The sequence below is a fragment of the Spirosoma fluminis genome, from assembly GCF_054778895.1.
In genome coordinates, this window is record NZ_BAAGZD010000044.1 from 80,032 (window position 1) to 103,275 (window position 23,244).

Genomic DNA, 23,244 nt, shown 5'->3' on the forward strand with positions numbered 1-23,244 from the left:
AGACAATTTAACAGGATGACGACAGAGACGGTCGCCTGACGAATCACGTAAGCGCCTATCTGGTAATTAAGCCACTTCGTTCTTCATCAGAATTTCGTTCGATACATTATCATCTTTCCGAATGAAGGGCCGGATAATGAGTCGCGTACCGCGCTGATAGGTGAACAGCCGGTACATCCAGTTGCTGAAGACAATCAGCTTACTGCGGAAGCCTACCAGGTACCAGATGTGTACGAACAACCAGGCCATCCAGGCAATAAACCCACCGAGGTGAATATTACCGGGCAGATCGGCCACCGCCCGACTACGTCCGACAATGGCTAGCGACCCCTTGTCGAAGTACTCAAAAGGTTCAGTGGGTTCATTTTTGAGGATACGTCGTAAATTTTTGGCCAGGTGATTTCCCTGCTGGATAGCAGGTTGCGCTACGCCCGGATGACCTTTGGGCCATTTTTCGGTTTTCATAAACGCAATGTCGCCGATGGCAAATACATTCGTAAGGCCCTGCACCCGGTTTATTGGGTCAACCAGAATCCGACCCCGTTCGGTCGACTCAGCCGGAACACCATCGATCATGGCACCCGTTACGCCGGCTCCCCAGACCAGCGTTTGGGTTTTGATCTGCTCACCCCCTTTGAAGGTAACCGTTTCGCCATCGTACGACTCAACGAAGGTATTTAACTTAACGATTACGCCCAGATCTTCCAGATATTGCTGTGACTTCTTACCCGCATCGTCCGACATAGGCGGTAAAACTTTACCCATGCCTTCCACTACGTAGATGCACATCTCGCTGAAATCAAGGCCCGGATAGTCGGCGGGTAGAACGTGCTTGCGCATCTCGGCCAGCGACCCGGCCATTTCGACGCCAGTCGGGCCCGCTCCGGCAATGACAAACGTGAGTAAGCTTCTTCGTTCGGCCGGGTCACGCGTGATGCTGGCCTGTTCGAAGCATTGCAGAAACTGACTCCGTATGTTCAGCGCTTCGGGAATGGTCTTGAGCGGAAACGCATATTTCTGAATCTGCTCGTTGCCGAAAAAATTGGATTTTGATCCGCTGGCAATCACCAGGTAATCATAGTGCAGGTCGCCGATGAGCGTTGTAACCGTCTGGGCAGCGGTGTCGATCTTGTTTACGCGAACCATCCGAAAATGAAAATCATCGTGCCCATCAAACATCTTCCGGAAGGGTTCGGCGATAGCATCCGGTTCAAGTCCGGCGGTTGCTACCTGATAAAGCAGCGGCCAGAACCCATTATAATTCTGTTTATCAAACAAGACGACCTGTACATCCGTATTGCGCAGGCTTTTAGCCAGATTCATTCCCCCAAAGCCACCGCCAATGATGACAACGCGAGGTTTGGTGGTTTCCGGTATATTCAGCGAAAGTTTATCGTATTGAAGCATGGTCTGTCAGTCGTTTCATTCACAGTGCTTTTCCTGCGTTTATTACCTTGTAATCAAGTGTTTTGTTTGAACTTGATTTGGAAAGGTGAACAATTGTCAAGAAACTACACCGTTTTAGTATACAACATATTATTTACCAGTCCAGTGCTTGTATAACTGGCTGATTCAGGGCTCTGGCCTAGTTAACCAGGCCAGAGTATCGAGTTAGAATTATTCAGGATTATGCGGATAGGCTTATGCGTCCTTTTTCTTATTCATTATCTGTTCATGGGTAGTCTACTGGCCCAGAATCCAACTCGGCAACGCGTTACGATAAGTGGTTTTGTGCGCGAAAAAGGCAGTCAGGAAGCCTTAATTGGCGTGAATGTGTATCTGCCGGGCACATCGACCGGAACAACGACGAATACGTACGGTTTTTACTCCCTTACCTTACCCGCTCAGGATAGCATCCGGCTGGCCTTTTCATTTGTCGGCTACGAAACAGCCGATCCGTTGATTAGGCTACAAGCAAACACTACGCTGAACGTAACGCTTACTCCCGGTCGCGTTTTGTCGGAGGTGGAGGTGAAAGCCGGACGCTCAGATGAAAAAGTAAGCGAGAGTCCGCAGATGAGCCGCATTGATGTGCCTGTAGCTCAGATCAAGAAAATTCCGGCTTTTTTAGGCGAAAAAGACGTCCTGAAAGTGCTGCAGCTGATGCCCGGTGTTCAGAAAGGCTCGGAAGGGCAAACCGGTATCTATGTACGCGGTGGCGGCCCCGATCAGAACCTGGTCATTCTCGACGACGCGATTGTGTACAATGCCAATCACCTGTTCGGCTTCTTTTCGGTGTTTAACGGCGATGCGCTCAAAAGCGTTGAATTAACCAAAGGCGGCTTTCCGGCCCGGTTCGGCGGCCGACTGTCTTCGGTTATCGAACTGAACATGAAAGATGGTAATCGGGAGAAACTCCACGGTGAGGGTGGTATTGGCCTGATTGCATCACGTCTCGTCCTGGAAGGGCCATTAACGAAGAATAAGAAGCCGGGCCAACGTTCGGGCTCTTTTCTGGTCTCCGGCCGGCGTACGTATCTGGACGTAGTAGCCGCTCCACTCGTTCGCGCCCAAACCGATGGCCAAACCACGGCAGGTTATTATTTCTATGACCTGAACGCCAAAGCAAACTACGACCTCGACGCGAAGAACAAACTATATCTGAGCGGCTACTTCGGCCGTGACCGGTTCTACGCCCGCGATGCCGAACTCGGCACTGATGTTGGTCTGAGCTGGGGCAATGCGACCGGAACCTTACGCTGGAACCACCTCTTCAATCAGAAGTTGTTTTCGAACTTATCGCTGATTTTCAGCGACTACAAATTTCAGATCTCATCGGACGAGACGAATAGCAGCGGAAACGATACGTTCTCGCTCCGGTACAACTCAGGTATCCGTGACTTTTCGCTCAAGTACGACGTCGATTTTTACCCGACTCCACAGCATTCGATCCGGATGGGGCTGCAAAGTATTTATCACCGCTTTACACCCAGCGCGGTTGTGCTCCAGAACGCCAACATCAACCAGTATACCATCAACATTGAGAACATTGACGTCCTGGAGTCAGGCATTTACGCCGAAGATACCTGGCGGCCAACGGATCGCTGGCGCGTAAACGGCGGAATCCGGCTGAGTCATTTTCAGCAAAAAGACGTCGCTTACCTACGGCCCGAACCTCGCCTGTCGGCAGCGTATACGATCAAACCGAACTTATCGGTAAAAGCGTCGTATGCCCTGATGAATCAATACATTCATTTGCTGTCGAACACGGGCATTGGCTTACCAACTGATTTATGGGTACCTACCACCGACCGGGTTAAACCGCAACAGTCGCAGCAAGTAGCCGTCGGAATTGCCAGGGATTTTTCAGACAAAGGTTTAGCCCTGACGATCGAAGGCTATTATAAAACGATGGATAACATCATCAACTACAAGGAAGGAGCCAGCTTTTTACTAATTGGTGATCCAACGTCGGCGGAGAAAATTCGGTGGGAAGATAACGTAACGGCGGGTCGGGGCTGGTCGTATGGGGCGGAAGTTTTACTGCAAAAAAAGGCGGGTCGTTTCACAGGCTGGGCGGGTTATACCTTATCCTGGACGCAGTGGCAATTTTCGGAACTGAACAATGGTCGCCCGTTTTACCCGCGCTACGATCGCCGACACGACATTTCGCTGGTCGGCATTTACGAACTGAACAAGCGCATTACGTTGTCGGGAACATGGGTGTATGGTACGGGGCAGGCCTTGACCATGCCAGTTGGGATATATACCTCGTATCAGCCCGGTACCACATTTTCCTATACGTCGAAAAATGAACTGATCCAGAGTTTATTTCAAAACAACCGAAGTGTGCAGGATTATGGCGCACAAAAGAACACGTTCCGGGCGGAGCCGTATCACCGGATGGATATTGGGATTCAGTTTCACAAGACTAAGAAACACCACGAACGGACCTGGGAGTTTAGCGTTTATAATCTCTACAACCGCCGTAACCCATTTTTTTACCGGCTCGAATCGGTCAGCGAAGGCGGTGGTCAACGCACTGGACTGTTCCGCTACTCGGTTTTTCCGGTTGTTCCTGCGGTCAGTTATAACTTCAAGTTTTAACGTATTTAGTCGTGCCCAATCGTATTACCGTTTGTATAGCTGCTCAACTACTCACCTGCGGCTTGTTTCTGGCAAGCTGCGGAAGCTTACGTAACGAGGTAGACCCGGAGCTATTGAATCGACAAGCCTCTAAATTAGTGGTCATGTGCTTTCTTTCTCCGCAAGACACCGTGCTGGCAGTAAAAGTATCACGTTCGCAAACCGTGTTGAGTGACAGCAGCAACACGAGTGCGTACGACAATATTCCGGGCGCGGTTGTTACCCTATCGGAAGGCGGCCGGACGGTGGCCTTGTATACCCAAACAAATAAGATCAGCTCCAGTGACTATTACCGCGTAGCGGCCAGTCGGTTTCCGATCATCGCAGGCCGCACCTATAAGCTGGTTGTACAGACTGCTGGGGGCGAGCGGGCCGAAAGCAGTTGTACAATACCCGCTTCCGTTAAACTAGAAAGTCTGGACTTTGACTCGACCATCGTCAACCAGATTATCCGGCAGCAGCGTCGCTATTTCGTACGGGCGCATTGGCAGGACCCAGCCGCTGAAACGAACTTTTACCAGTTAGCAGGCACCTTTCAGTACGTAACCAGTAAACCGGATACGACCCGCCGTGTGGAATTCAGAACGCTTCGTTTCGATACGAATACGAGCAGCTTACAAACCGACGACAACAGCCAGGGGTCTAAAATGGCCTCAGAGCGCGCCTTTATAAATAGTAGAACACCCAACACTAACGCATCGGGTAGCTTCCTGGGTAATTTTAAATCGGCAAAAGTTGTTGTCGGCCTGCTGAGTACCGACCGGGCCTACTATAATTATCAGTATGCCGTTGGTCGACAGGCCCAGGCCTCCGGAAATCCGTTTGCCGAACCGGTATTGATTCCCAGCAACATTCAGGGTGGGTTAGGCTGCTTTGCGGGCTATAACAAATCGACGGTTGTGCTAACCCTGAAATGAAAAGGGGAATCACCTTGTTGGTAATTCCCCTTTTCAAAAAGTCTCTTGTTAACTAAACAGTCTGGCTGTTCATCACTTCGGTTTGTTTCCGAATTGACTCCATGTGGATGATCTTGTAGATTTCTTCCACCAGTTCAGGGTACAGCCCTAACCGCTGTCCCATTTCGGTACGGGTTTTCAAAATCTCCTTCCAGCGATCAGGCTGGAACAACGTAACGTTATTATCCCGTTTGTATTCGGCCAGACGTTCTACGAGGGCCATACGAGCCGCAAGCATCTCCACAATCTGGCGATCTACGTTATCGATGCTGCGCCGTGATTGCTCCATGAAGCCCTGAAACTCCAGGTTTTGTGATTCAACCTGACGGATCTGCAGGTGATCCAGCATCTCGCCGAAGGCGGCTGGCGTCAACTGCTGAGCAGCATCACTCCACGCTTTATCGGGATCAATGTGTGATTCAACAATCAGACCGTCGTAGTTAAGGTCCATCGCCATCTGCGCCAGCTCGTTCAGATACGCTCGCTTACCGGCCATGTGGCTTGGATCGCCAATGATCGGGAGTTGCGGGAAGATCGATTTGAGCTCAATGGCCATCTGCCACATCGGTACGTTCCGGTATTTGCTGGCTTCACCCGTGGCAAACCCCCGGTGGATAGCGCCTAGCTTTTTGATACCAGCGCCCGCGATCCGTTCGAACGCACCAACCCACAACGCCAGATCAGGATTTACCGGGTTTTTGACCAGTACGGGTACATCGACGCCACGTAGCGCATCTGCAATCTCCTGCACGTTAAAGGGGTTGACCGTTGTGCGGGCACCAACCCATAAAATATCAACGCCGTATTTCAACGACAGTTCGATGTGCTCTGGAGTAGCGACTTCAACCGCAAATGGCAGGCCTGTTTCGGCTTTAGCCCGCTGAATCCATGGCAGAGCCGCTTCGCCCATGCCTTCAAAGCTACCCGGACGGGTGCGGGGTTTCCACACCCCGGCGCGAATGGCATGAACAGCGCCCAGCGCCTTCAGCTGGCGGGCGGTTTCAACTAGTTGATCTTCGGTCTCGGCGCTGCAGGGACCAGCGATGATCAATGGTTTGCCGTTAGTCTCAATCCACGAGGCAAGCGGCTCTACGGCTAATTCTACCTTCATAAGAAACGCGTAATAGACGAGTAATACGGATACTCTATCGGGAACTTTTAATTGGTATTTTGTGGTATATTTGCAGAGGGAATCAGCTGTTTTTCAAGCCGGTTCCTTCATTTGTCTAAAGCTGTTTTTACTTTATCGAACAAGCCGCGCCGGTAAGTTTAACCGATTGACCGAAATTTCGTTATATATTTCGGCCACGTTAACCGACGCGCACCTAACGCTATGGAAGTAGCACCGCCCAAACGGAGCACTGATATGTCGAACCGAAGTAATCTAATGCCGGACACTGTCCAGGGGTTTGCAGAAGTAAAACCGGACCTCCGACCCGTTTCATTTGAGGACACTTCGATTGCTTTCTCGTCCCAGTCGGACTTCAAACTTCGAAAGACCTTCTGGTTATTTGCGTTGATGAATCAGGGATGGCTGGTAAATTTAGGGACTTTTTTCATAAAGATTGCGCTGAGACTTCATCTTCCCATTAAATTCCTGATCAAGAACACAATTTTTGAGCAATTCTGTGGGGGAGAAAGCATTAGCGATTCCGAAAAGACCATCCAGCAACTGCATAACGCCCACGTCGGAACCATCCTCGATTACTCAGTGGAAGGCGAGGAAAACGAAAAAAGTTTCGATGAAACTACGCTTGAAATCCTTCGCACCATCGAGCGCGCCAGCGAATCCTCCGATATTCCTTTCTCTGTCTTCAAAATCACCGGACTTGCCTCCACGGATCTGCTCGAAGCCGTTCAGATTGGCGACTCGTTGAATAAAGAGCAGAAAGCAGAGTTCGACCGGGTCCTGAAGCGGGTTGATACGCTGTGCCGCCGTGGCTACGAGCGGAATGTGCGCATCTTCATCGATGCCGAAGAAAGCTGGATTCAGGATACGATCGACACACTCGCCTACGAGATGATGGATCGGTATAACCACGAACGGCCCGTTGTTTACAATACGTATCAATTTTACCGCTGGGAAAGCCTTGATCACCTCCGGCGGGATATTGACGAAGCGCGCGCAAAGGGATATTACCTTGGAGCCAAACTAGTACGCGGTGCTTATCTGGAAAAAGAGCGGCTACGGGCTCACGAAGGTGAATATCAGGATCCAATCCAGGCCACAAAGGAGGACACCGATCGGGATTTCAACGCAGCTGTTGATTACTGCCTCGAAAACCGGGATGTCGTCTCAATCTGCCTGGGTACCCATAATGAATACAGTTGCCAGTACTGCATGCAGCAAATGAGTCGGCTAGGGATTGCTCCTAACGACACGCATATTTATTTCGCGCAGCTGTTGGGCATGAGTGACAATATCTCTTACAATCTCGCTAACGCGGGCTATAACGTAGCGAAGTACGTTCCCTACGGTCCCGTTGAAGCCGTGATGCCGTACCTGTTCCGGCGGGCCGACGAGAATAAATCAATTGCTGGCCAGAGCAGTCGGGAGTTTAAGCTGGTTACGAACGAACTGAAACGGCGTAAGGGTTGTAAGATCTGATGCTGGTTTCTCCGGCATACTGTGTTGGTCACGCTGATTAGGCATTTTGTAAACGGCCCAACCTTCGGGTTGGGTCATTTTTTTTATGATTCGTAAAAGTCCTCTTAAGTTTTTCCTGCTTACGTTACTGTTAATTGCCATCGATCAGGGCGTTAAGTTGGCGGTACATTTTTATATGGCACCTGGCTTTGCCGGCCAGATCAAAGTAGTTGGCGACTGGCTTAAGCTGCACTACGTCCTTAACCCCGGTATGGCGTTTGGTATGCAACTGGGGTACGAATACGGCAAACTGCTACTGAGTGTGTTTCGTCTGTTCGCGATGGTCGGTATTGGCTATTACCTGGTTCACCTGGCACATCGTGGAGCACCCGACGGATTACTCTGGGCGATGTCTATGATTCTGGCAGGTGCAGTGGGCAACGTAATCGACAGCACGTTTTACGGTGTATTCTTAAACAACGCTCCGTACGGTTCTCCAACGCCCTGGTTCCATGGCCAGGTAATCGACATGATTTTTGTGGACGTATGGGAAGGCTTTATACCCGAATGGGTACCAGTCTGGGGCGGGCAATATTATTCGACTCCCATCTTTAACATCGCCGATTCCTGTATTTTCATTGGGGTTTGTTTGATCTTATTTTTTCAGCGCCGTTTCTTCGGCGAATACTCTGCCGATCATGGTATGCTGCCCGTTTCGGGTCCTGATCCGGTCGAAGCGTCGGTTCTGCCTGCTGCTGACTTAAGCGAAACGGATGGTGCTGAACCCATAGCTGCTGATTCAACAACTGACGAGGTCCAAGATTCCGCACCGGAGTCAGAGCCCAATGCTGCTGCAACGTCGACATCAGAATCTGTCTTGCCTGAAGAACCGGAGCCTAAGCATAACGAATAGTTTTCTTCGCCTTTCTATCAAAGAAAAACCGCCTGTCGAACGACAGGCGGTTTTTCTTTGATAACGTACTTTTGCTTGGCCTACTTGCCAGCCTGTCCGCTGGATAGCAGGTTGAAGAACTGGTCAAGCTTCGGCGTAATGATGATTTCAGTACGACGGTTTTGCTGACGTCCGGTCGAGGTCGTGTTGTCATCTTTAGGACTGTACTCCGAACGGCCACCCGCTGTCATACGCTCCGGCGCAACGCCGAATTTGCCCTGCAACGTACGTACTACCGATGTAGCCCGTAACGCGCTCAAGTCCCAGTTGTCCTTGATCGACGCAGTTGAAATAGGTACGATGTCGGTATGACCTTCTACCAGAATATCCAGCTCCTTGTGGTCGTTCACCACTTTCGCTACTTTACCTAATACGGACTCAGCGCGGGGCGTAATGTCGTAGCTGCCCGATTTGAACAACAGCTTATCCGATATCGATACGTATACTACACCTTTCTTCACCTCAACCTGAACATCCTGATCGTTGATGTCGTCCAGCGACCGCTTCAGACTCATTACCAGTGCCAGGTTCAACGAATCTTTCCGCTGAATGCTAGCGTTCAGATTGTTGGTGTACTTGGTTTGTTCGTTGAGCGTTTCAAGCGATTTTTTAATGCTTTCAGCGCCTGATTTACTCACAATCGACAGGTCAGACATACGATCCAACAGGTTGGTGTTGGTCTTCTTGAGGTAGTCGACCTGAGCTTGCAGATCACTTACTTGCTTATCCTTTCCCTGCAGATCAGTGTCTTTGGCGGAAAGTTGTGAGCGTAGGGTTGCCGTACGCTGGTCGCAGTCGTTCAATGAGGCAACGGCTTTATCGCGGGCCTCCTGCAATGATTTGATTTCAGCCAGACGCTTTTTGCTATTACACGAGGAAAGCATAGCTACGGCCGCAAAAACTATTAATACTCGTTTCATACTAGTAAGGGGTAATGTTGACGGTAACGAAAAGTTAGGTTTAATCAATACAGACTAACTGATAACGGGTTAATCATTCTGCAAAAGTAAGTAGATTCTGGCTAACCGTTCCAACAGACTGCTTCATCTAAAAGTATTCTCACCCGAATATTTCCTTGCCGAGTTCCCGAAAACTCATCAAAACAGGAAGCCAGCACAGACTTGATAACCTTTAAAATCGAATAATAGATCGATTGTTTGCTCAATTTATTCCTCTGTCGGTAGTTTGTGTCTGCTTATTACTTTTCTCTTCTGTTCTTCCTGAATTATATGCATAAATTTCTGATTTGTCTTGGCATTACGTTATTCGGAATGGCTTTATCGACCACTGCTCAATCCCGCAAAGAGATCATGTATATCGGCACGTACTCCGTTCGAGGGAGTGAGGGCATTTACGTATTCGAGTTTGACCGGAAGGCCGGAACGATGCAGCAGTTGCAGTCTATACCGGGCCTGAAAAGTCCGTCCTTTTTGGCGATTCACCCCTCGGGTCGTTTTCTGTATTCGGTGAATGAAGGTCAGGCCTCCGGACCGGGCAGAGCAGGAGCCGTCAGCGCTTACGCAATTGATAAGGCGACCGGTAAACTCAGCTTTCTAAATAGTCAGTCGTCGCTGGGCAGTGGCCCCTGCCATATCCGTGTTGACCAAACCGGTAAAACGGCCTTCGTGTCTAACTACGGAGGAGGAAGCCTGGCGGTGTTGCCCATCAATGCCGACGGTACGTTGGCGGCTCCAACCGATAGTGTGCAAAACTCCGGAACCGGTCCGAACAAACAGCGGCAGGAGAAAGCCCATGTGCATTCGGCCACTGTAGCGCCCGATAACCGGTTTGTGTACGTAGCGGATTTGGGTACGGATAAACTGCATATTTTTGAACCCGACCTGAAGGCAAGCAAGGTGAAACCCGCTCAAACGCCATACGTAACAGTAAAGCCGGGTTCGGGTCCCCGCCACTTTACGTTTCATCCGAATGGCAAGTACGCGTATCTCGTTGAAGAACTTACTTCGTCGGTAGCAGTCTTCTCACGTAACGCCAAAACTGGTGCCCTGACCGTACTCGACGATGGCGTACAAACCTTACCGGCTGACTTCACCGCACAAAACACCAGCGCCGACATTCACATTGATCCGAGCGGCAAATTCCTGTACCAGTCGAACCGGGGGTACAATGCGTTGACCATCTTCGCGATTGGGAGCGATGGTCGACTAACCAAAGTAGGCGATCAGGCTACCGAAGGCAAAACACCGCGTAATTTTCTGATCGACCCCAAAGGCGAATACGTATTCGTGGCAAATCAGGATACGGATAACATTACGCTTTTTAAGCGGGATGCAAAGACGGGCAGGCTGACCTACACGGGTCAATCGGTGAAAGTCCCTTCTCCAGTATGCGTACTTATGGCGAAGTGATCGCTTTCGGTTGCTGAATGATTATGGTTGCTCACTCCTGCAAACGCTACGTGCTTGTTCCGCTGCTGGTTCTGTACGGTATGGCTTATGGTGCACCACGACCTTTTCAGCGGACCATTACGTCTCCCAACGGCCGCATTACGTTGGTCGTTGCGATTACTGACAGCGTTCGTTTATCGGTACGCCACGATCGACAGCAGTTAATACATCCATCGACTATTGCGATGGCGTTAGCAGACGGGCGTGTACTCGGCGTCGGCACGCAACCTCAACGCAGCCAGATTCGGATAGTACGTGATTCAATTCTGGCCCCCGTTGCGACAAAACGCCGGGTAGTGGCTGATCAGTACACAGAGCTGCGGCTTACGTTTCGCGACCAGTACACACTTGAGTTTCGGGCGTATAACGATGGCGTAGCGTATCGATTCAGTACTTTGTTTCCCGACTCGATTACTATACGTAACGAAACTGCCCGCTTTACATTCGCCGATAATCCAACCGTTTATTACCCCGCCGTGCAGCCGCGTCCGGGCGTCGATCGGTTCCATACCTCGTTTGAAGAACCCTATCAGATTCGGTCGCTCAGCGAGATAGCGGACACCGCTCTTTGCTTTTCGCCCGTACTGGTTGCTCCAGCCTCGGGACCGCGAATTGTGCTGACGGAATCAGACCTGCTGGATTATCCGGGTATGTTTCTGGCCCGCCAGGGAGCGTCGCTGACAGGCGTATTTGCGCAGTATCCACTGGCCGAACGACTGATGCCCGGTGAGTTTCCGCAGTGGGTTGTTTCGCAACGGGCCGACTTCATCGCCCGGACAACGGGTACACGAACGTTCCCGTGACGAGCGCTGGTGATTGGTACCGACCGGGAATTACCCGCATCGGATCTGGTCTACCGACTGGCTACGCCGAGCCGCCTGACGGACATATCGTGGATTCGGCCGGGAAAGTGCACCGACGAATGGATTACGAACATCAACCTGTTCAACGTTCCCTTTCGGGCGGGTATCAACACGGCTACATATACGTATTACGTTGACTGGGCAAAACGCTTCGGCTTCGACCGGATTCTGTTGGATGCGGGCTGGTCAGATTATCAGGATCTATTCAAGATCACGCCCGGCCTGGATATTCCGGAGCTTGTCGCCTACGCCCGTTCGCAGGGAATCCGGCTCAGTATGTGGACGCTGGCTGCTACTCTCGACCGGCAGTTGGAACCCGCGCTGAAGCAGTTTCAGGCCTGGGGTGTCGATTTCATCATGACCGACTTCATGGACCGTGACGATCAGAAGATGGTGAACTTCTACACGCGGGTGGCCGAAGCCTGCGCGAAGGCGAAAATCATGATCATGTACCACGGAGCGTATAAACCGGCGGGCTTCGAGCGAACGTATCCGCATGCCATCACGCGCGAAGGGGTGTTAGGGTCGGAGTACAACATCTGGAGCAACAAGCCCACGCCGGACCATGACGTCTTGCTGCCATTTATCCGGATGGTATCGGGCCCAATGGATTACGAACCGGGTCTGCTCAGCAATGCGACCAAAGAGCAATTTCGGCCGATTGCGGGTCAGGTGATGTCGCAGGGGACGCGCTGTCATCAACTAGCGATGTTTGTGGTTTACGATAGTCCGATCCCTATTTTTTCGGGAAATCCATCGCAGGCTTTGCTGGAGCCGCGCTTTATGGACTTCCTGGGGCGCTTACCTACTACGTATGATGATACCAGAATTTTAGACGCTCAGCTTGGCGAGTACATCGTCACGGGCCGTCGGCAGGGTAATGACTGGTTTGTGGGTGCCTTAACCAACTGGACGGCTCGTGATGTATCTTTACCGCTTAGTTTTCTGGACGCAGGTACGTATGAGGTAGTTGGTTGCCTGGACGGTATCAACGCCGATCGGAACCCGGTTGACTACCAGTTCACCCAACGAACCGTTACCCGGGCCGACTCCCTGAATATACACATGGCGCCAGGGGGTGGATTTGTGTTGCAACTCAAAAAGAAATGAGTAATTCATTACGTTTAAACCCTAGTACTTACCAATAACGTCAACCCACAATGAAACAACTCGCTGCTCTGGGCCTGCTGCTGGCCCTGTTCGCCTTCACGGCCCCAACCAAAACGATTCGCCTGTTCAACGGAAAGAACCTGAATGGCTGGAAAATCTATGGTACCGAAAAATGGTACGTCGAAAATGGTGAACTCATCTGCGAAAGCGGCCCGGACAAAGGCTACGGCTACTTAGCGACGGAACAGCCATACAAAAACTTCGACCTGTCTCTTCAGTTCAAGCAGGAAGCGAACGGCAACAGCGGTGTTTTTTTCCGCTCCAGCATCGAGGGCACTAAAATTTCGGGTTGGCAGGTCGAAGTAGCCCCGCCGAACCACGACACGGGCGGCATCTACGAATCGTACGGCCGCGGCTGGATGGTACAGATTCCCGACGAGAAAGAAAATATCCTTAAACCAGGTGAATGGAATACGCTGCGTATTCGGGTGGAAGGTGACCATGTGCAGACGTATCTTAATGGGCAGTCGATGGTTGATCTGCACGACGAAAAGATCGGTCAGGCCAACGGTTCGGTGGCGTTACAGATTCACGATGGTGGCGGCATCAAAGTGCGCTGGCGGAAGCTAGAGCTGAAGCTACTCTAAAGCAGGCATACGCTCCCGACTACGTATCAATACCCCTCATTTTTCCGCGTTAACCTGCAGACTACCGGGCAACCTGTTCGGTAGTCTTTTTTACTAAATTCCCCAGTAAAATCTTTCATGCGACCTGGCATACTAGTTCTCGTTTTCACTTTATTTCTGTTTGTACAACAGGCAATGGGCGACGATCACATTACGATTGAAACCCGTAAAACCGCGTTGGTGATTCGGGTCGATAAAGATCAGAACCCAACCCTTGTTCACTTCGGCCAGCGGCTGAGTCGCCCGGAAGAATACGCCCGAATTCCAGCCAATGGAAAACGCGGTGAAGATTACACCGGTTTGTATAACTCGGTCTATACACCGGCCGGAAGTCGGAACTTGCTGGAACCGGCGATTCAGGTGACCCATGCCGACGGCAATCCGTCGCTGGACCTACGCTACGTTCGGCACGAGCAGAAATCGGTTGCTGAGGGGGTTATCCAAACGGCCGTTTACCTCAAAGATCCGCAGTATCCGTTTGAGGTCACCTTGTACTACAAAGCGTATCAGAACGAGGACGTAATTGAACAGTGGTCAACCATCCGGCACACCGAAAAGAAGAACGTTACGTTGCACAAATACGCATCGGCGAATCTGTACATCCCCGGCCAGCACTATTACCTCACCCATTTCCACGGCGACTGGGCCAATGAAATGAACCCCACGGAGGAACCGCTGACGGAAGGCATCAAAATACTGGATACGAAGCTGGGCACCCGCGCCGATTTATTCCAGCCTCCTTCCTTTCTGGTAGCTCTGAACGAACCCGCCCAGGAAGACAAAGGCGAAGTTATGGCGGGTACGCTGGCCTGGTCGGGTAATTATCAGATCGCGTTCGAGGTTGACCCCCTGCATAACCTGCGCCTGACAGCGGGCATTAATCCTTATGCCTCGGCGTATACGTTAGCGCCGGGAAAGGAGTTTACCACTCCGGCATTCTTATTCACCTATTCCAATACCGGAAAAGGAACCGCCAGCCGTAGCCTGCACCGCTGGGCGCGCAAATTCCGGATTCCGCAGGGGCAGGGCAATCGGTTGACCTTGCTCAACAACTGGGAAGCAACCTTTTTTGACTTTAACGAAGAAAAGCTGACGGGACTCTTCAAAGACGGTAAGAAGCTGGGGGTCGACCTGTTTTTGCTCGATGATGGCTGGTTCGGCAACAAATACCCACGAAACAACGACCGCGCCGGTTTAGGCGACTGGCAGGAAAACGTCAATAAGCTGCCGCATGGGCTTGGTTATCTGGTAAAAGAGGCCGAAAGTGCCGGCATCAAATTTGGGATCTGGCTCGAACCGGAGATGGTCAACCCTAAAAGCGAACTCTACGAAAAACATCCGGACTGGGTACTGAAACTACCCAATCGCCAGGAGTACTACTTCCGCAACCAGTTGGTACTCGATTTGACGAACCCCAAAGTGCAGGATTTCGTGTACGGTATTGTCGATGGCATCGTGGGCAAAAACCCGACGCTGGGCTACATTAAGTGGGACTGTAACGCGGTAATCTACAACGCATTCTCGGCTACAAACCCGAACCCATCTCATCTGTACGTTGAGTATGTACAGGGCCTTTATAAGGTACTGGAGCGGCTGCAGGCTAAGTACCCTAAGCTGCCAATGATGCTGTGTTCGGGCGGGGGTGGCCGGGTCGATTACGGCGCACTACGTTATTTCACCGAATTTTGGCCGAGCGACAACACCGATGGCCTGGAGCGGGTGTTTATTCAATGGAATTACTCCTACTTCTTCCCGGCTATTGCTACCTGTAACCACGTTACCGACTGGGGCAAACAGCCCATAAAGTTCCGGACAGACGTAGCCATGATGGGTAAGCTGGGTTATGACATTGTGGTCAGCAAACTCGACGAGAAAGAACTTCAGTTCAGCCAGGAAGCCCTGAAAACCTACGAACGTATCAAGGGCATCGTATGGCAGGGCGACCAGTACAGGCTAGCTTCGCCCTATGCGGGAGACGTAGCGTCGCTGATGTACGTTAACGAAAAGCAGGATCAGGCTGTCTGGTTCACGTACCTGACCAACAACCGGTATAAAGCCGGCACTGCGGGCTCCATCCGGCTGCAAGGCCTCGACCCGGCCAAAACGTACTCGGTGCGCGAACTGAACGTCTACCCTGGTGCGCGGTCGCCTATCAACCAGTCTACAATGACTTACTCGGGAAATTATTTAATGACAATTGGCTTCAACCCCAATGTCGATACCCGCCGAACGAGTGTTGTTCTTGAAGTAACGGTGGTCAACTAATGTGAATACTGATAAAGCGTATTGGCCGACTCTTAGTCTTCTCTGCTTGTGGAAGCAGGCACTAAGAGTCGGCCTCTGCTGTGAGGAGTAAAGCAAAATCTGGTTGTGTACACTTCCTCTAGTGTTTATTTAGGCGCTTTATTAACCAGGGCTTCCAGCTGTTTTATGCGTTGATTTTGCTGGTCGATCGATTGGTTTTTCTGTTGATCGGCCTTCTGTAAGGCGATTACATACAGAGTTAATTCTTCGATCTTTTCGAGCAACGTAGCGTTAACAGCTTCTGCTGAGGGAACGCCGGGCAAATGACCCTGTTTCCGAATAAAAGCCGCTACTTCCTCCAAGGGAGCCAGTCGATACGCAGGAGAAAACACGTTATCACTCCACTCACTGACCGTGTTGATTTTCAGATGATACCGGGCCTTGCTTACGTATCCCTGCTCGTCGACCGTTAAGAACGCATCGCTCGCCTGCGTGACGGGGCTGTGGGCGGTTAAGTCGGCCAGCCGCAAACCTGACTCGTTGGGCTGACCACTCTCTACATGCAGCCGCGCCGTTGGCGATGAGGTGCCAATGCCTACGTTAGCCTGGTTTCCCAACACGACCGCATTGCTCACAGCCACACTGGCCCCGGCACCAACGGCTGTGGCATTACTGAGCGGCTCGGAATTCGCGGTTAACGCGACACCCGTCCGGTAACCCAGAAACGTATTACGGGAGCCGCGGTCATGCTGACCGCTGCTGTAGCCAATGTATACGTTGTCGCTGCCGTAGCTGGTTGTAGGGCCGGCCTGGTTTCCCACAAAGGTATTCCGACTACCCGTCATGTTGCCCTTTCCCGACAGTATCCCGAAAAACGTATTACCCTGACCGGTAGTTGTATTATACCCTGCCTGGTAGCCTACAAAGGTGTTTGAATCAGCCTGCGCGTTGAAACCGGACTGTGGTCCCAGAAAGGTATTCATGCTTCCCACCAGATTGTTTCGGCCTGCTTTATCTCCTACGTACGTATTGTTGCGCCCGGTCGTATTGCTGTACCCCGCTGATGTTCCTACAAACGCATTGTTAAGCCCGGTCGTATTCGAAAGCCCCGACTGCCCGCCCACGAACGTATTGTTGTTTCCGGTGGTATTCGAGAAACCGGCGCTGTATCCTATAAAAGCGTTGTTGCTGCCTGTGGTGTTAAAATAACCGACGTCAACACCTAGATACGCGTTATTACTTCCCGATGTGTTCGAGCGGCCCGAATTAGCACCCAGAAACGCGTTGCTGTAGCCGGTGGTGTTGTTCTGCCCCGCCCGAATACCCATAAACGCATTGTTGTAACCAGTCGTAATGCTAATGCCACAGTTGGGCCCGATCAGCATATTGTCGTAACCTGGCACATCAGAATTCGGTGTGTTCACTACGTAGTTGTTTTGCGCTGATACGTAACTGCCGGATAGGGTAAGTAAACAAATGCAGCATGAATGGAAGACGTTTTTCATAACACTGACGGCTTACAGGCTTTATGATTGTTCGCAGCCGTTACTGGCTGATATACAGTTACACATAGTTTATAATTCGTTACAGCCAGTGTACAAATTCCGTGCTAAATCGATAGTTTCGGCGGGATCTTTCATCCGCAAGTTGCTCAGTATCTTATGACCGCTTTTAACCAACGTCGATATCAACGCCTGTCCCGGAGTTTCAAAGACACACGTAACGCAGGCCTACCACCGAAACCAATCATTCGTATATACATTGGAGTTACGCCTTGTAGACCTGTAGATAGCCGGGTATTTTGTCAATAAAGCCGCTACTTCCAGCCAGGCTGGCCTATAGCACTTTTTTAATTCCCCTGCATTAACTTTACTGCCCCTCTACCACCTTACTTATGCGTACCGATAGCGGCTTGCTGCTTCAGACCTTACCCCATGCTATTTTTAGCCTAGACAAGGATGGCTATATCAATTTTGCCAATGCTGCGGCCTGCCACATTACCCAGTACGGTCTGAGTGAGCTGCTCAATCAGCATATTTCGCTGGTGTATAGTCCTACGTTTGACACCATCAAAGCCGAATATGAGTTGAGTTTAACCCGGAAAAACGGTCAGTTTATCGCGCAGGGATGGCGGCATAAAAAAGACCAGACCCAGTTCTGGGGAGAGATTACCCTTAGCTGTCTGATGGACGAGCACAATACGTTCATCGGCTACTGCTGTCTGCTCGAAGATCGCTCCCAGGCTAAACAGCAGGAACTTTATCTGCTAAAGCAGGAAGAGCGGTACCGGCTGATGGTGGAAGGCGTTAAAGATTACGCCATCTTTATGCTGGATACAGAAGGGCATATCAGCACCTGGAATGAGGGTGCCAAAAGCATTAAGGGCTATTCGTCCAGCGAGATTCTGGGTAAGCACTTTTCCATCTTTTACACGTCTGAAGACCTGGCTACCCAGAAACCGGCCCGTGAACTGGTCATCGCCCGTCAGACGGGTAAATATGAGGAAGAAGGCTGGCGGGTGAAAAAGAACGGCGCAGTTTTCTGGGCGAATATTGTTATCACCGCCCTGTACAACGAACAGAACCAGCACATCGGCTTCTCAAAGGTTACCCGGGATCTGACCGAACGCAAACAGGCCCAGGAAACCCTGCTCCAGAGCGAAGAACAGTACCGGTCGCTGGTTGATCAGATTACCGACTACGGGATCTTTATGCTCGATGAAAAAGGCCGGGTTATCAACTGGAACGAAGGCGCTCGTCGCATCAAAGGCTATACGACGGAGGAGATTATCGGCAAATATTTTTCGATCTTTTACCCCGAAAACGACATCATAGATGGGAAGCCAGCCCGTGAATTAACCATTGCCCTGGCCACAGGCAAGTACGAGGAAGAAGGCTGGCGAATTCGGAAAGATGGCAGTTCTTTCTGGGCTAACGTAGTGATTACAGCCGTTTACAACGCCCAGGGTATTCACATTGGATTTTCGAAGATTACGAAGGACCTGACCGAACGCAAGCAGGCCGAAGAGGCTTTACGCGAAAGCTACGAACGCTACCGCCAGTTGACCACCGTATTGCAGGCCAGTAATGTCGAACTAGCCGCGGCCAACGAAGAACTGGAAAAGTTTACGTCTATTGTTTCCCATGATTTGCAGGAGCCGCTGCGAACCATCAAAAGTTTTCTGCTGCTGACTCAGCAGGAACTGCAACCTGAAGCCAGGCAGACCGTAGACAATTACATCAGCAAATCGATCCAGGCGGCCTCCCGCATGAAAGAGCTTATTCAGCATCTGTTGCACTATTCGCAGCTTAGCAAAGATGAGGTAAGGCTGGAAGAATTGAATGTTCAGTCGCTGGTCGGGGAGGTATTAGAGAACGTGAAAGCTTCAACCGAGGTAAGCCAGGCTCACGTTGATCTTCGCCTGGAGGTTGATCATGTTTTGGGAAACCGGCTGCAGTTAATTCAGTTGCTGCAAAATCTGGTTAATAATGCCCTTAAATTTACGGCGGGAAAAACACCTCATATTACTATCAGCGCCCGGCTTGTTGACGATCAGGTCAGGTTTAGCGTATCGGACAATGGCATTGGCATTGCGGGCGACGATTTAACGAAAGTATTTGACGTATTCCGCAGGCTTCATACTCCCAAAGATTATCCCGGAGTGGGCATTGGCCTGGCGATCTGCAAAAAGGTTGTTGAGCGGCACGGTGGTCAGATTTGGCTTGAATCAGAACTAGGGAAAGGCACAACGTTTTATTTTACACTTAATCAAGCTGGCAAGCTTTTGAAGGAATGAAAAAGTATCAGATTGTTATAGTGGAAAACGACGACGACGAACGGCTCTTTATGAAAGAGGGCATTGAGCAAACCGGTCTGTTCGATATCGTAGCGCAGGCCGAAAATGGGCGTCTGTTGTTAGAATGGCTCGAAACCAATCAAACCGGGTTACCCGATCTGATTCTATCGGATCTGAACATGCCCGTAACGAACGGCTATGAGGTTTTGGAAGCGTTGCAGAACCAAACTGCCTACGGACACTTACCCGTTATCATTACCTCAACTTCGTCTACCCCTTCGGTCATCGCCAAATGCTTAGCGCTGGGTGCGGCCGATTACCTGGTCAAGCCCGATACGTTTCTCGAATACGATACGTACGGCAAAGAACTGTACCAGCGCATTGAGCAGAAACATCTTGTAAAAAACGCCAACTAGCGGAGTTTGCAGCTCAACGGACTACGTATCGAGACGTAGTCATCTGAGTTAATTTTTCAGCTTCATTGGCGCGTAGCCATAGTGTTCCTGAAACACTTTGCTGAAATACGACTGTGAACGGTACCCAACCGACTGCGCTACCTGGGCTATATTGAGCTCACTGGTTTGTAAAAGTTCAATCGCTTTACTGAGTCGAACGCTGTGGATAAATCGGGTCGTGTTCATGTCCGTCAGCGCCGTCAGTTTCCGGTGGAGCTGGGTGCGGCTCATCCGTACCTGCTCAGCCAGCCAGTCAACGTCTACCTTCTCGTCGGTTAGGTGACCAAGAATGAGCCCACGCAGCCGGGCCAGAAACTGCGCTTCTTTGTCGAGAGGGGAACTGTCCATTTGTTCAGTCGCTTCGGGCTCGCTGTGAGCAAGCAACCGCCGTTGCCAGTTTTGCCGGGTACGCAGGTTGTTACGTATGCGCAGGCTCAACTCTTCCAGACTGAACGGTTTTATCAGATAATCATCGGCCCCGGCTCCTAAGCCTTTCAGCCGACTGTCGGCCGACGAGCGGGCCGTTAAAAGGATACTGGGGATATGGCTGGTACGTTCGTCTGCCTTGAGCCGACTGACCAGTTCATAGCCATCCATCTCAGGCATCATTACGTCACTGATGATCAGGTCAGGCACTTCGGCAGTAGCCACTTCCAGTCCTGAACGCCCATTGACCGCCGTGAGGATGCGGTAGTGAGTGGTCAGATAACTTTGCATATAAGTGCGTAACTCATCATTGTCTTCCACTACCAGCACCAGAGGCTGGGTAAGCACCCTGTCTTGCATATACTGGTCAGGCTGTTCAGTAGCGGAGGTAGGTTTCGCGGGAAAAGAAGATTCCGATGGAGTGAACTTAACCGGACTCTGGTTTGGCAGTACAACCAACGTATCGTCCGGGCTGGCGTTGGACCGTAGTGGCAGGGTGACGGTAAAGGTACTACCCAGTTCGGGCGTGCTGTCTACCTGAACATATCCTCCCAGCCATTTCGTTAGTTCACTGACCAGAGCCAGCCCCAGGCCTGTTCCCGCATAGCTTCGGGTAGACGAATTATCGACCTGATGAAAGCGTTCGAAGATTTTGGGCAAGGCCTCCGACGGGATACCGATGCCAGTATCTTTTACCCGCAGTTGCAGCTCGTGTTCATTATCAATGCTTAGCTCAACGCTTACTCGTCCACCGTCGGGGGTAAACTTGAGGGCATTGGCCAGCAGATTATAGGTAATCGTTTCGAGTTTATCCGCATCAAATAAGAACAGTTCCCCGTTCGATGCCAGCGGAGTCGACACCCAGTCCAACGTAATCTGCTTCTGATGAGCCAATCCCCTGAACTGTTCGACTACCTGCTCGACAAAGGCGAATGGATCGCCGAGTTGGTCCCGACGCTCAAGCTTACCGGCCTCCAGCTTGTCCAGGTCCAGGGTTTGGTTAACCAGCCGCAGGAGCTGCCAGGCGTTTCGTTGAATAGAAGCCTCCAGACGGGACCGCTCCACATTCCGGGAGTCAAATGTTTCCAACTGTTCAGTAGCATTGAGAATGATGGTCAGGGGCGTCCGAAACTCATGGGTGATGTTGGCGAAAAAGCGACTTTTCAGCTCATCAAGTTCGCGTAACGTAGCCGTTTCGAAAGCCTTACGGGCTAACTCCTGACGTAACTTCCAGCTACGGAACAGAACGACGCCTACTCCAGCAACCATTATACCACAAAGCGAGAGAAACCAGCCAGTCTTCCAGAACGGCGGCCGTACCAGTATGGTCAGCTGCGACACCTCGTTTTCCCACTTATGCGGCACGATGAACCGATTGAGCAGCAGCTTATACGTTCCTGCCGACAACTGATACGAAACCGAAGTGGCTGCTTCCTCTATTACGTTCCACTGCTGGTCGTAACCTTCAAGCCGGTGCCGGAATGCCCGCGTCACGTCGTCAATATAGGGAGACAGATCGATATTAATGAGATCGCCCTCCTGAACTGTCAGCGTCGGGTGACCGAGCGAATCACGGACGAACCGCCGACGATCGTTGGATTTTTCCAGCCGGGTGCCGTTAACGACTACGTCGATCAGGTTAAAGGCGGGTAGCGGACGTATATGCGCTAAGTCGTATTCCAGCAGGGTTTGCCCGGAGGTAACCCAAAGCCGATTGTTGCGGCTTGGGAACAGGTGAAAAACCGGAGCCGAGAGCCCACCGAACTCCAGTTGCTCCAGCTTTCCCTCACGGGTGTATCGGTAGCAGGTCGTCGAGGTTCTGAAATAGGTATTTCCCTGCGGGTCTTCGTGGAAGTCAAGGGGAATCTGGTTCGGATAAAACTTGTTGGGCATAAGTTCCAGATGGGTCACCTGCCCCGTAGCCGGGTGAATTACGTCTACCTCATCGCTCAAACCTACGAGAATGGTACCATCGGGCCGAGCGTGAATGCCAATTCCAAACACCTGGTCCGACGGAACCGATTTATTTCGATTCGGGGAGCCTAGCTCATTGCGGTAGCGTTTCAGCGCCCGAGAGGTCGGATTATAGGCGTACACCGCTTTACTGGTCGTGAACCAGATGGTTCCGGCGCGATCCTGGGTAATCCAGCGGGCGGCTTCGTCGGGCTGATCGAATATTTTCTCAACGGCGTAGGTACGGGGATTGAAGCGGATCAGCCCCCGCCGACGCAGGGCAATCCACACCATAGCGCCGGCATCGGCAAAGACGTAGTTGCTCCGCCACTGCGACAGGTACTCCCGTACTAAGCGGGTTGAATCCGGAATGCGCACGATCCGATCCAGCGTAGGGTCGATATACGACAGCGCACTGCCCCGGCCCAGTTTGCACCAGATGCGCCCATCGGGCGAGGGCACTACGTGGAAGTAGTCGTCGCCCTGACGCAGCACCGGATCGTGGTACGCTTTAAACTGATGGCCATCGAAGCGCACGACACCATCATTGGTAGCAAACCACAGATTCCCCCGGGCGTCCTGAGTAGCGCCTACCGTATTGAAGTTGAGGGTAGGGGGAACGGCAAATTTCCCAACAAGGCGAGGCATCACCTGCTGAGCCTGCGAGGATGTTGCCTGCAAAACCAGCCACAACAGAAGTATACGCAAAACCAATTTCAATT

16 protein-coding genes are annotated in these 23,244 nt (G+C 51.4%); 11 read left to right on the forward strand and 5 right to left on the reverse strand.

Annotated features, from left to right (window positions below; translation table 11 throughout):
- Positions 1-66 precede the first annotated feature (66 nt).
- A complete protein-coding gene (locus tag ACYVBJ_RS26715) occupies positions 67-1,407 on the reverse strand; it encodes an NAD(P)/FAD-dependent oxidoreductase (RefSeq protein ID WP_460985350.1) in 1,341 nt (446 codons plus the stop codon).
- Positions 1,408-1,674: 267 nt separating this feature from the next.
- On the opposite strand from ACYVBJ_RS26715, the gene ACYVBJ_RS26720 reads away from it, so the two are divergent.
- Both ACYVBJ_RS26720 and ACYVBJ_RS26725 read left to right on the forward strand, forming a co-directional pair.
- Positions 1,675-4,047 (forward strand): TonB-dependent receptor, encoded by a 2,373-nt coding sequence (locus ACYVBJ_RS26720; RefSeq protein ID WP_460985351.1) that lies wholly within the window; start codon positions 1,675-1,677, stop codon positions 4,045-4,047.
- Between the two features lie 11 nt (positions 4,048-4,058).
- A complete protein-coding gene (locus tag ACYVBJ_RS26725) occupies positions 4,059-5,003 on the forward strand; it encodes a DUF4249 domain-containing protein (RefSeq protein WP_460985352.1) in 945 nt (314 codons plus the stop codon).
- A gap of 52 nt (positions 5,004-5,055) precedes the next feature.
- On the opposite strand, the gene ACYVBJ_RS26730 is transcribed toward ACYVBJ_RS26725, so the two are convergent.
- On the reverse strand, positions 5,056-6,153 hold the full coding sequence (locus ACYVBJ_RS26730; protein ID WP_460985353.1) for a chorismate mutase: 1,098 nt from the start codon (positions 6,151-6,153) through the stop codon (positions 5,056-5,058).
- A gap of 276 nt (positions 6,154-6,429) precedes the next feature.
- Here ACYVBJ_RS26730 and ACYVBJ_RS26735 point away from each other — a divergent pair, with 276 nt between their 5' ends.
- Both ACYVBJ_RS26735 and ACYVBJ_RS26740 read left to right on the forward strand, forming a co-directional pair.
- Positions 6,430-7,650, forward strand: coding sequence for a proline dehydrogenase family protein (locus ACYVBJ_RS26735; protein WP_460985435.1), 1,221 nt, complete (start codon positions 6,430-6,432; stop codon positions 7,648-7,650).
- An 85-nt stretch (positions 7,651-7,735) separates the two neighbouring features.
- Positions 7,736-8,542, forward strand: a complete 807-nt coding sequence (locus ACYVBJ_RS26740; RefSeq protein ID WP_460985354.1) for a lipoprotein signal peptidase — start codon at positions 7,736-7,738, stop codon at positions 8,540-8,542.
- 80 nt (positions 8,543-8,622) lie between these two features.
- Here the strand turns inward: ACYVBJ_RS26740 and ACYVBJ_RS26745 are convergent, their stop codons facing one another.
- Entirely contained in the window at positions 8,623-9,501 is an 879-nt protein-coding gene (locus ACYVBJ_RS26745) for an OmpA/MotB family protein (RefSeq protein WP_460985355.1), read from the reverse strand.
- A 309-nt stretch (positions 9,502-9,810) separates the two neighbouring features.
- On the opposite strand from ACYVBJ_RS26745, the gene ACYVBJ_RS26750 reads away from it, so the two are divergent.
- The 5 genes from ACYVBJ_RS26750 to ACYVBJ_RS26770 all read left to right on the forward strand — a co-directional run bounded on the left by ACYVBJ_RS26750 (position 9,811) and on the right by ACYVBJ_RS26770 (position 15,913).
- Positions 9,811-10,950 carry a lactonase family protein gene (locus tag ACYVBJ_RS26750; protein WP_460985356.1) on the forward strand — a complete coding sequence of 380 codons (1,140 nt, stop codon included), beginning with the start codon at positions 9,811-9,813 and terminating at the stop codon, positions 10,948-10,950.
- A 23-nt stretch (positions 10,951-10,973) separates the two neighbouring features.
- A complete protein-coding gene (locus ACYVBJ_RS26755) occupies positions 10,974-11,792 on the forward strand; it encodes a glycoside hydrolase family 97 N-terminal domain-containing protein (RefSeq protein ID WP_460985357.1) in 819 nt (272 codons plus the stop codon).
- A gap of 9 nt (positions 11,793-11,801) precedes the next feature.
- Positions 11,802-12,962, forward strand: a complete 1,161-nt coding sequence (locus tag ACYVBJ_RS26760; RefSeq protein ID WP_460985358.1) for a glycoside hydrolase family 97 catalytic domain-containing protein — start codon at positions 11,802-11,804, stop codon at positions 12,960-12,962.
- 50 nt (positions 12,963-13,012) lie between these two features.
- Positions 13,013-13,609: a 3-keto-disaccharide hydrolase gene (locus ACYVBJ_RS26765; RefSeq protein WP_460985359.1), complete on the forward strand. Its 597-nt coding sequence runs from the start codon at positions 13,013-13,015 to the stop codon at positions 13,607-13,609.
- Between the two features lie 117 nt (positions 13,610-13,726).
- A complete protein-coding gene (locus ACYVBJ_RS26770) occupies positions 13,727-15,913 on the forward strand; it encodes an alpha-galactosidase (RefSeq protein WP_460985360.1) in 2,187 nt (728 codons plus the stop codon).
- A gap of 125 nt (positions 15,914-16,038) precedes the next feature.
- Here the strand turns inward: ACYVBJ_RS26770 and ACYVBJ_RS26775 are convergent, their stop codons facing one another.
- The gene (locus tag ACYVBJ_RS26775) at positions 16,039-17,397 is read right to left on the reverse strand and encodes a hypothetical protein (RefSeq protein WP_460985361.1); all 1,359 of its coding nucleotides are present in this window, start codon (positions 17,395-17,397) and stop codon (positions 16,039-16,041) included.
- A 389-nt stretch (positions 17,398-17,786) separates the two neighbouring features.
- On the opposite strand from ACYVBJ_RS26775, the gene ACYVBJ_RS26780 reads away from it, so the two are divergent.
- Together ACYVBJ_RS26780 and ACYVBJ_RS26785 are read left to right on the forward strand one after the other, a co-directional pair.
- Positions 17,787-19,688, forward strand: a complete 1,902-nt coding sequence (locus tag ACYVBJ_RS26780; RefSeq protein WP_460985362.1) for a PAS domain-containing sensor histidine kinase — start codon at positions 17,787-17,789, stop codon at positions 19,686-19,688.
- Entirely contained in the window at positions 19,685-20,104 is a 420-nt protein-coding gene (locus ACYVBJ_RS26785; protein WP_460985363.1) for a response regulator, read from the forward strand. Before ACYVBJ_RS26780 ends, ACYVBJ_RS26785 begins: the two co-directional genes overlap by 4 nt.
- 48 nt (positions 20,105-20,152) lie before the next feature.
- On the opposite strand, the gene ACYVBJ_RS26790 is transcribed toward ACYVBJ_RS26785, so the two are convergent.
- Entirely contained in the window at positions 20,153-23,230 is a 3,078-nt protein-coding gene (locus tag ACYVBJ_RS26790) for a hybrid sensor histidine kinase/response regulator (protein ID WP_460985364.1), read from the reverse strand.
- Between the last annotated feature and the right edge of the window lie 14 nt (positions 23,231-23,244).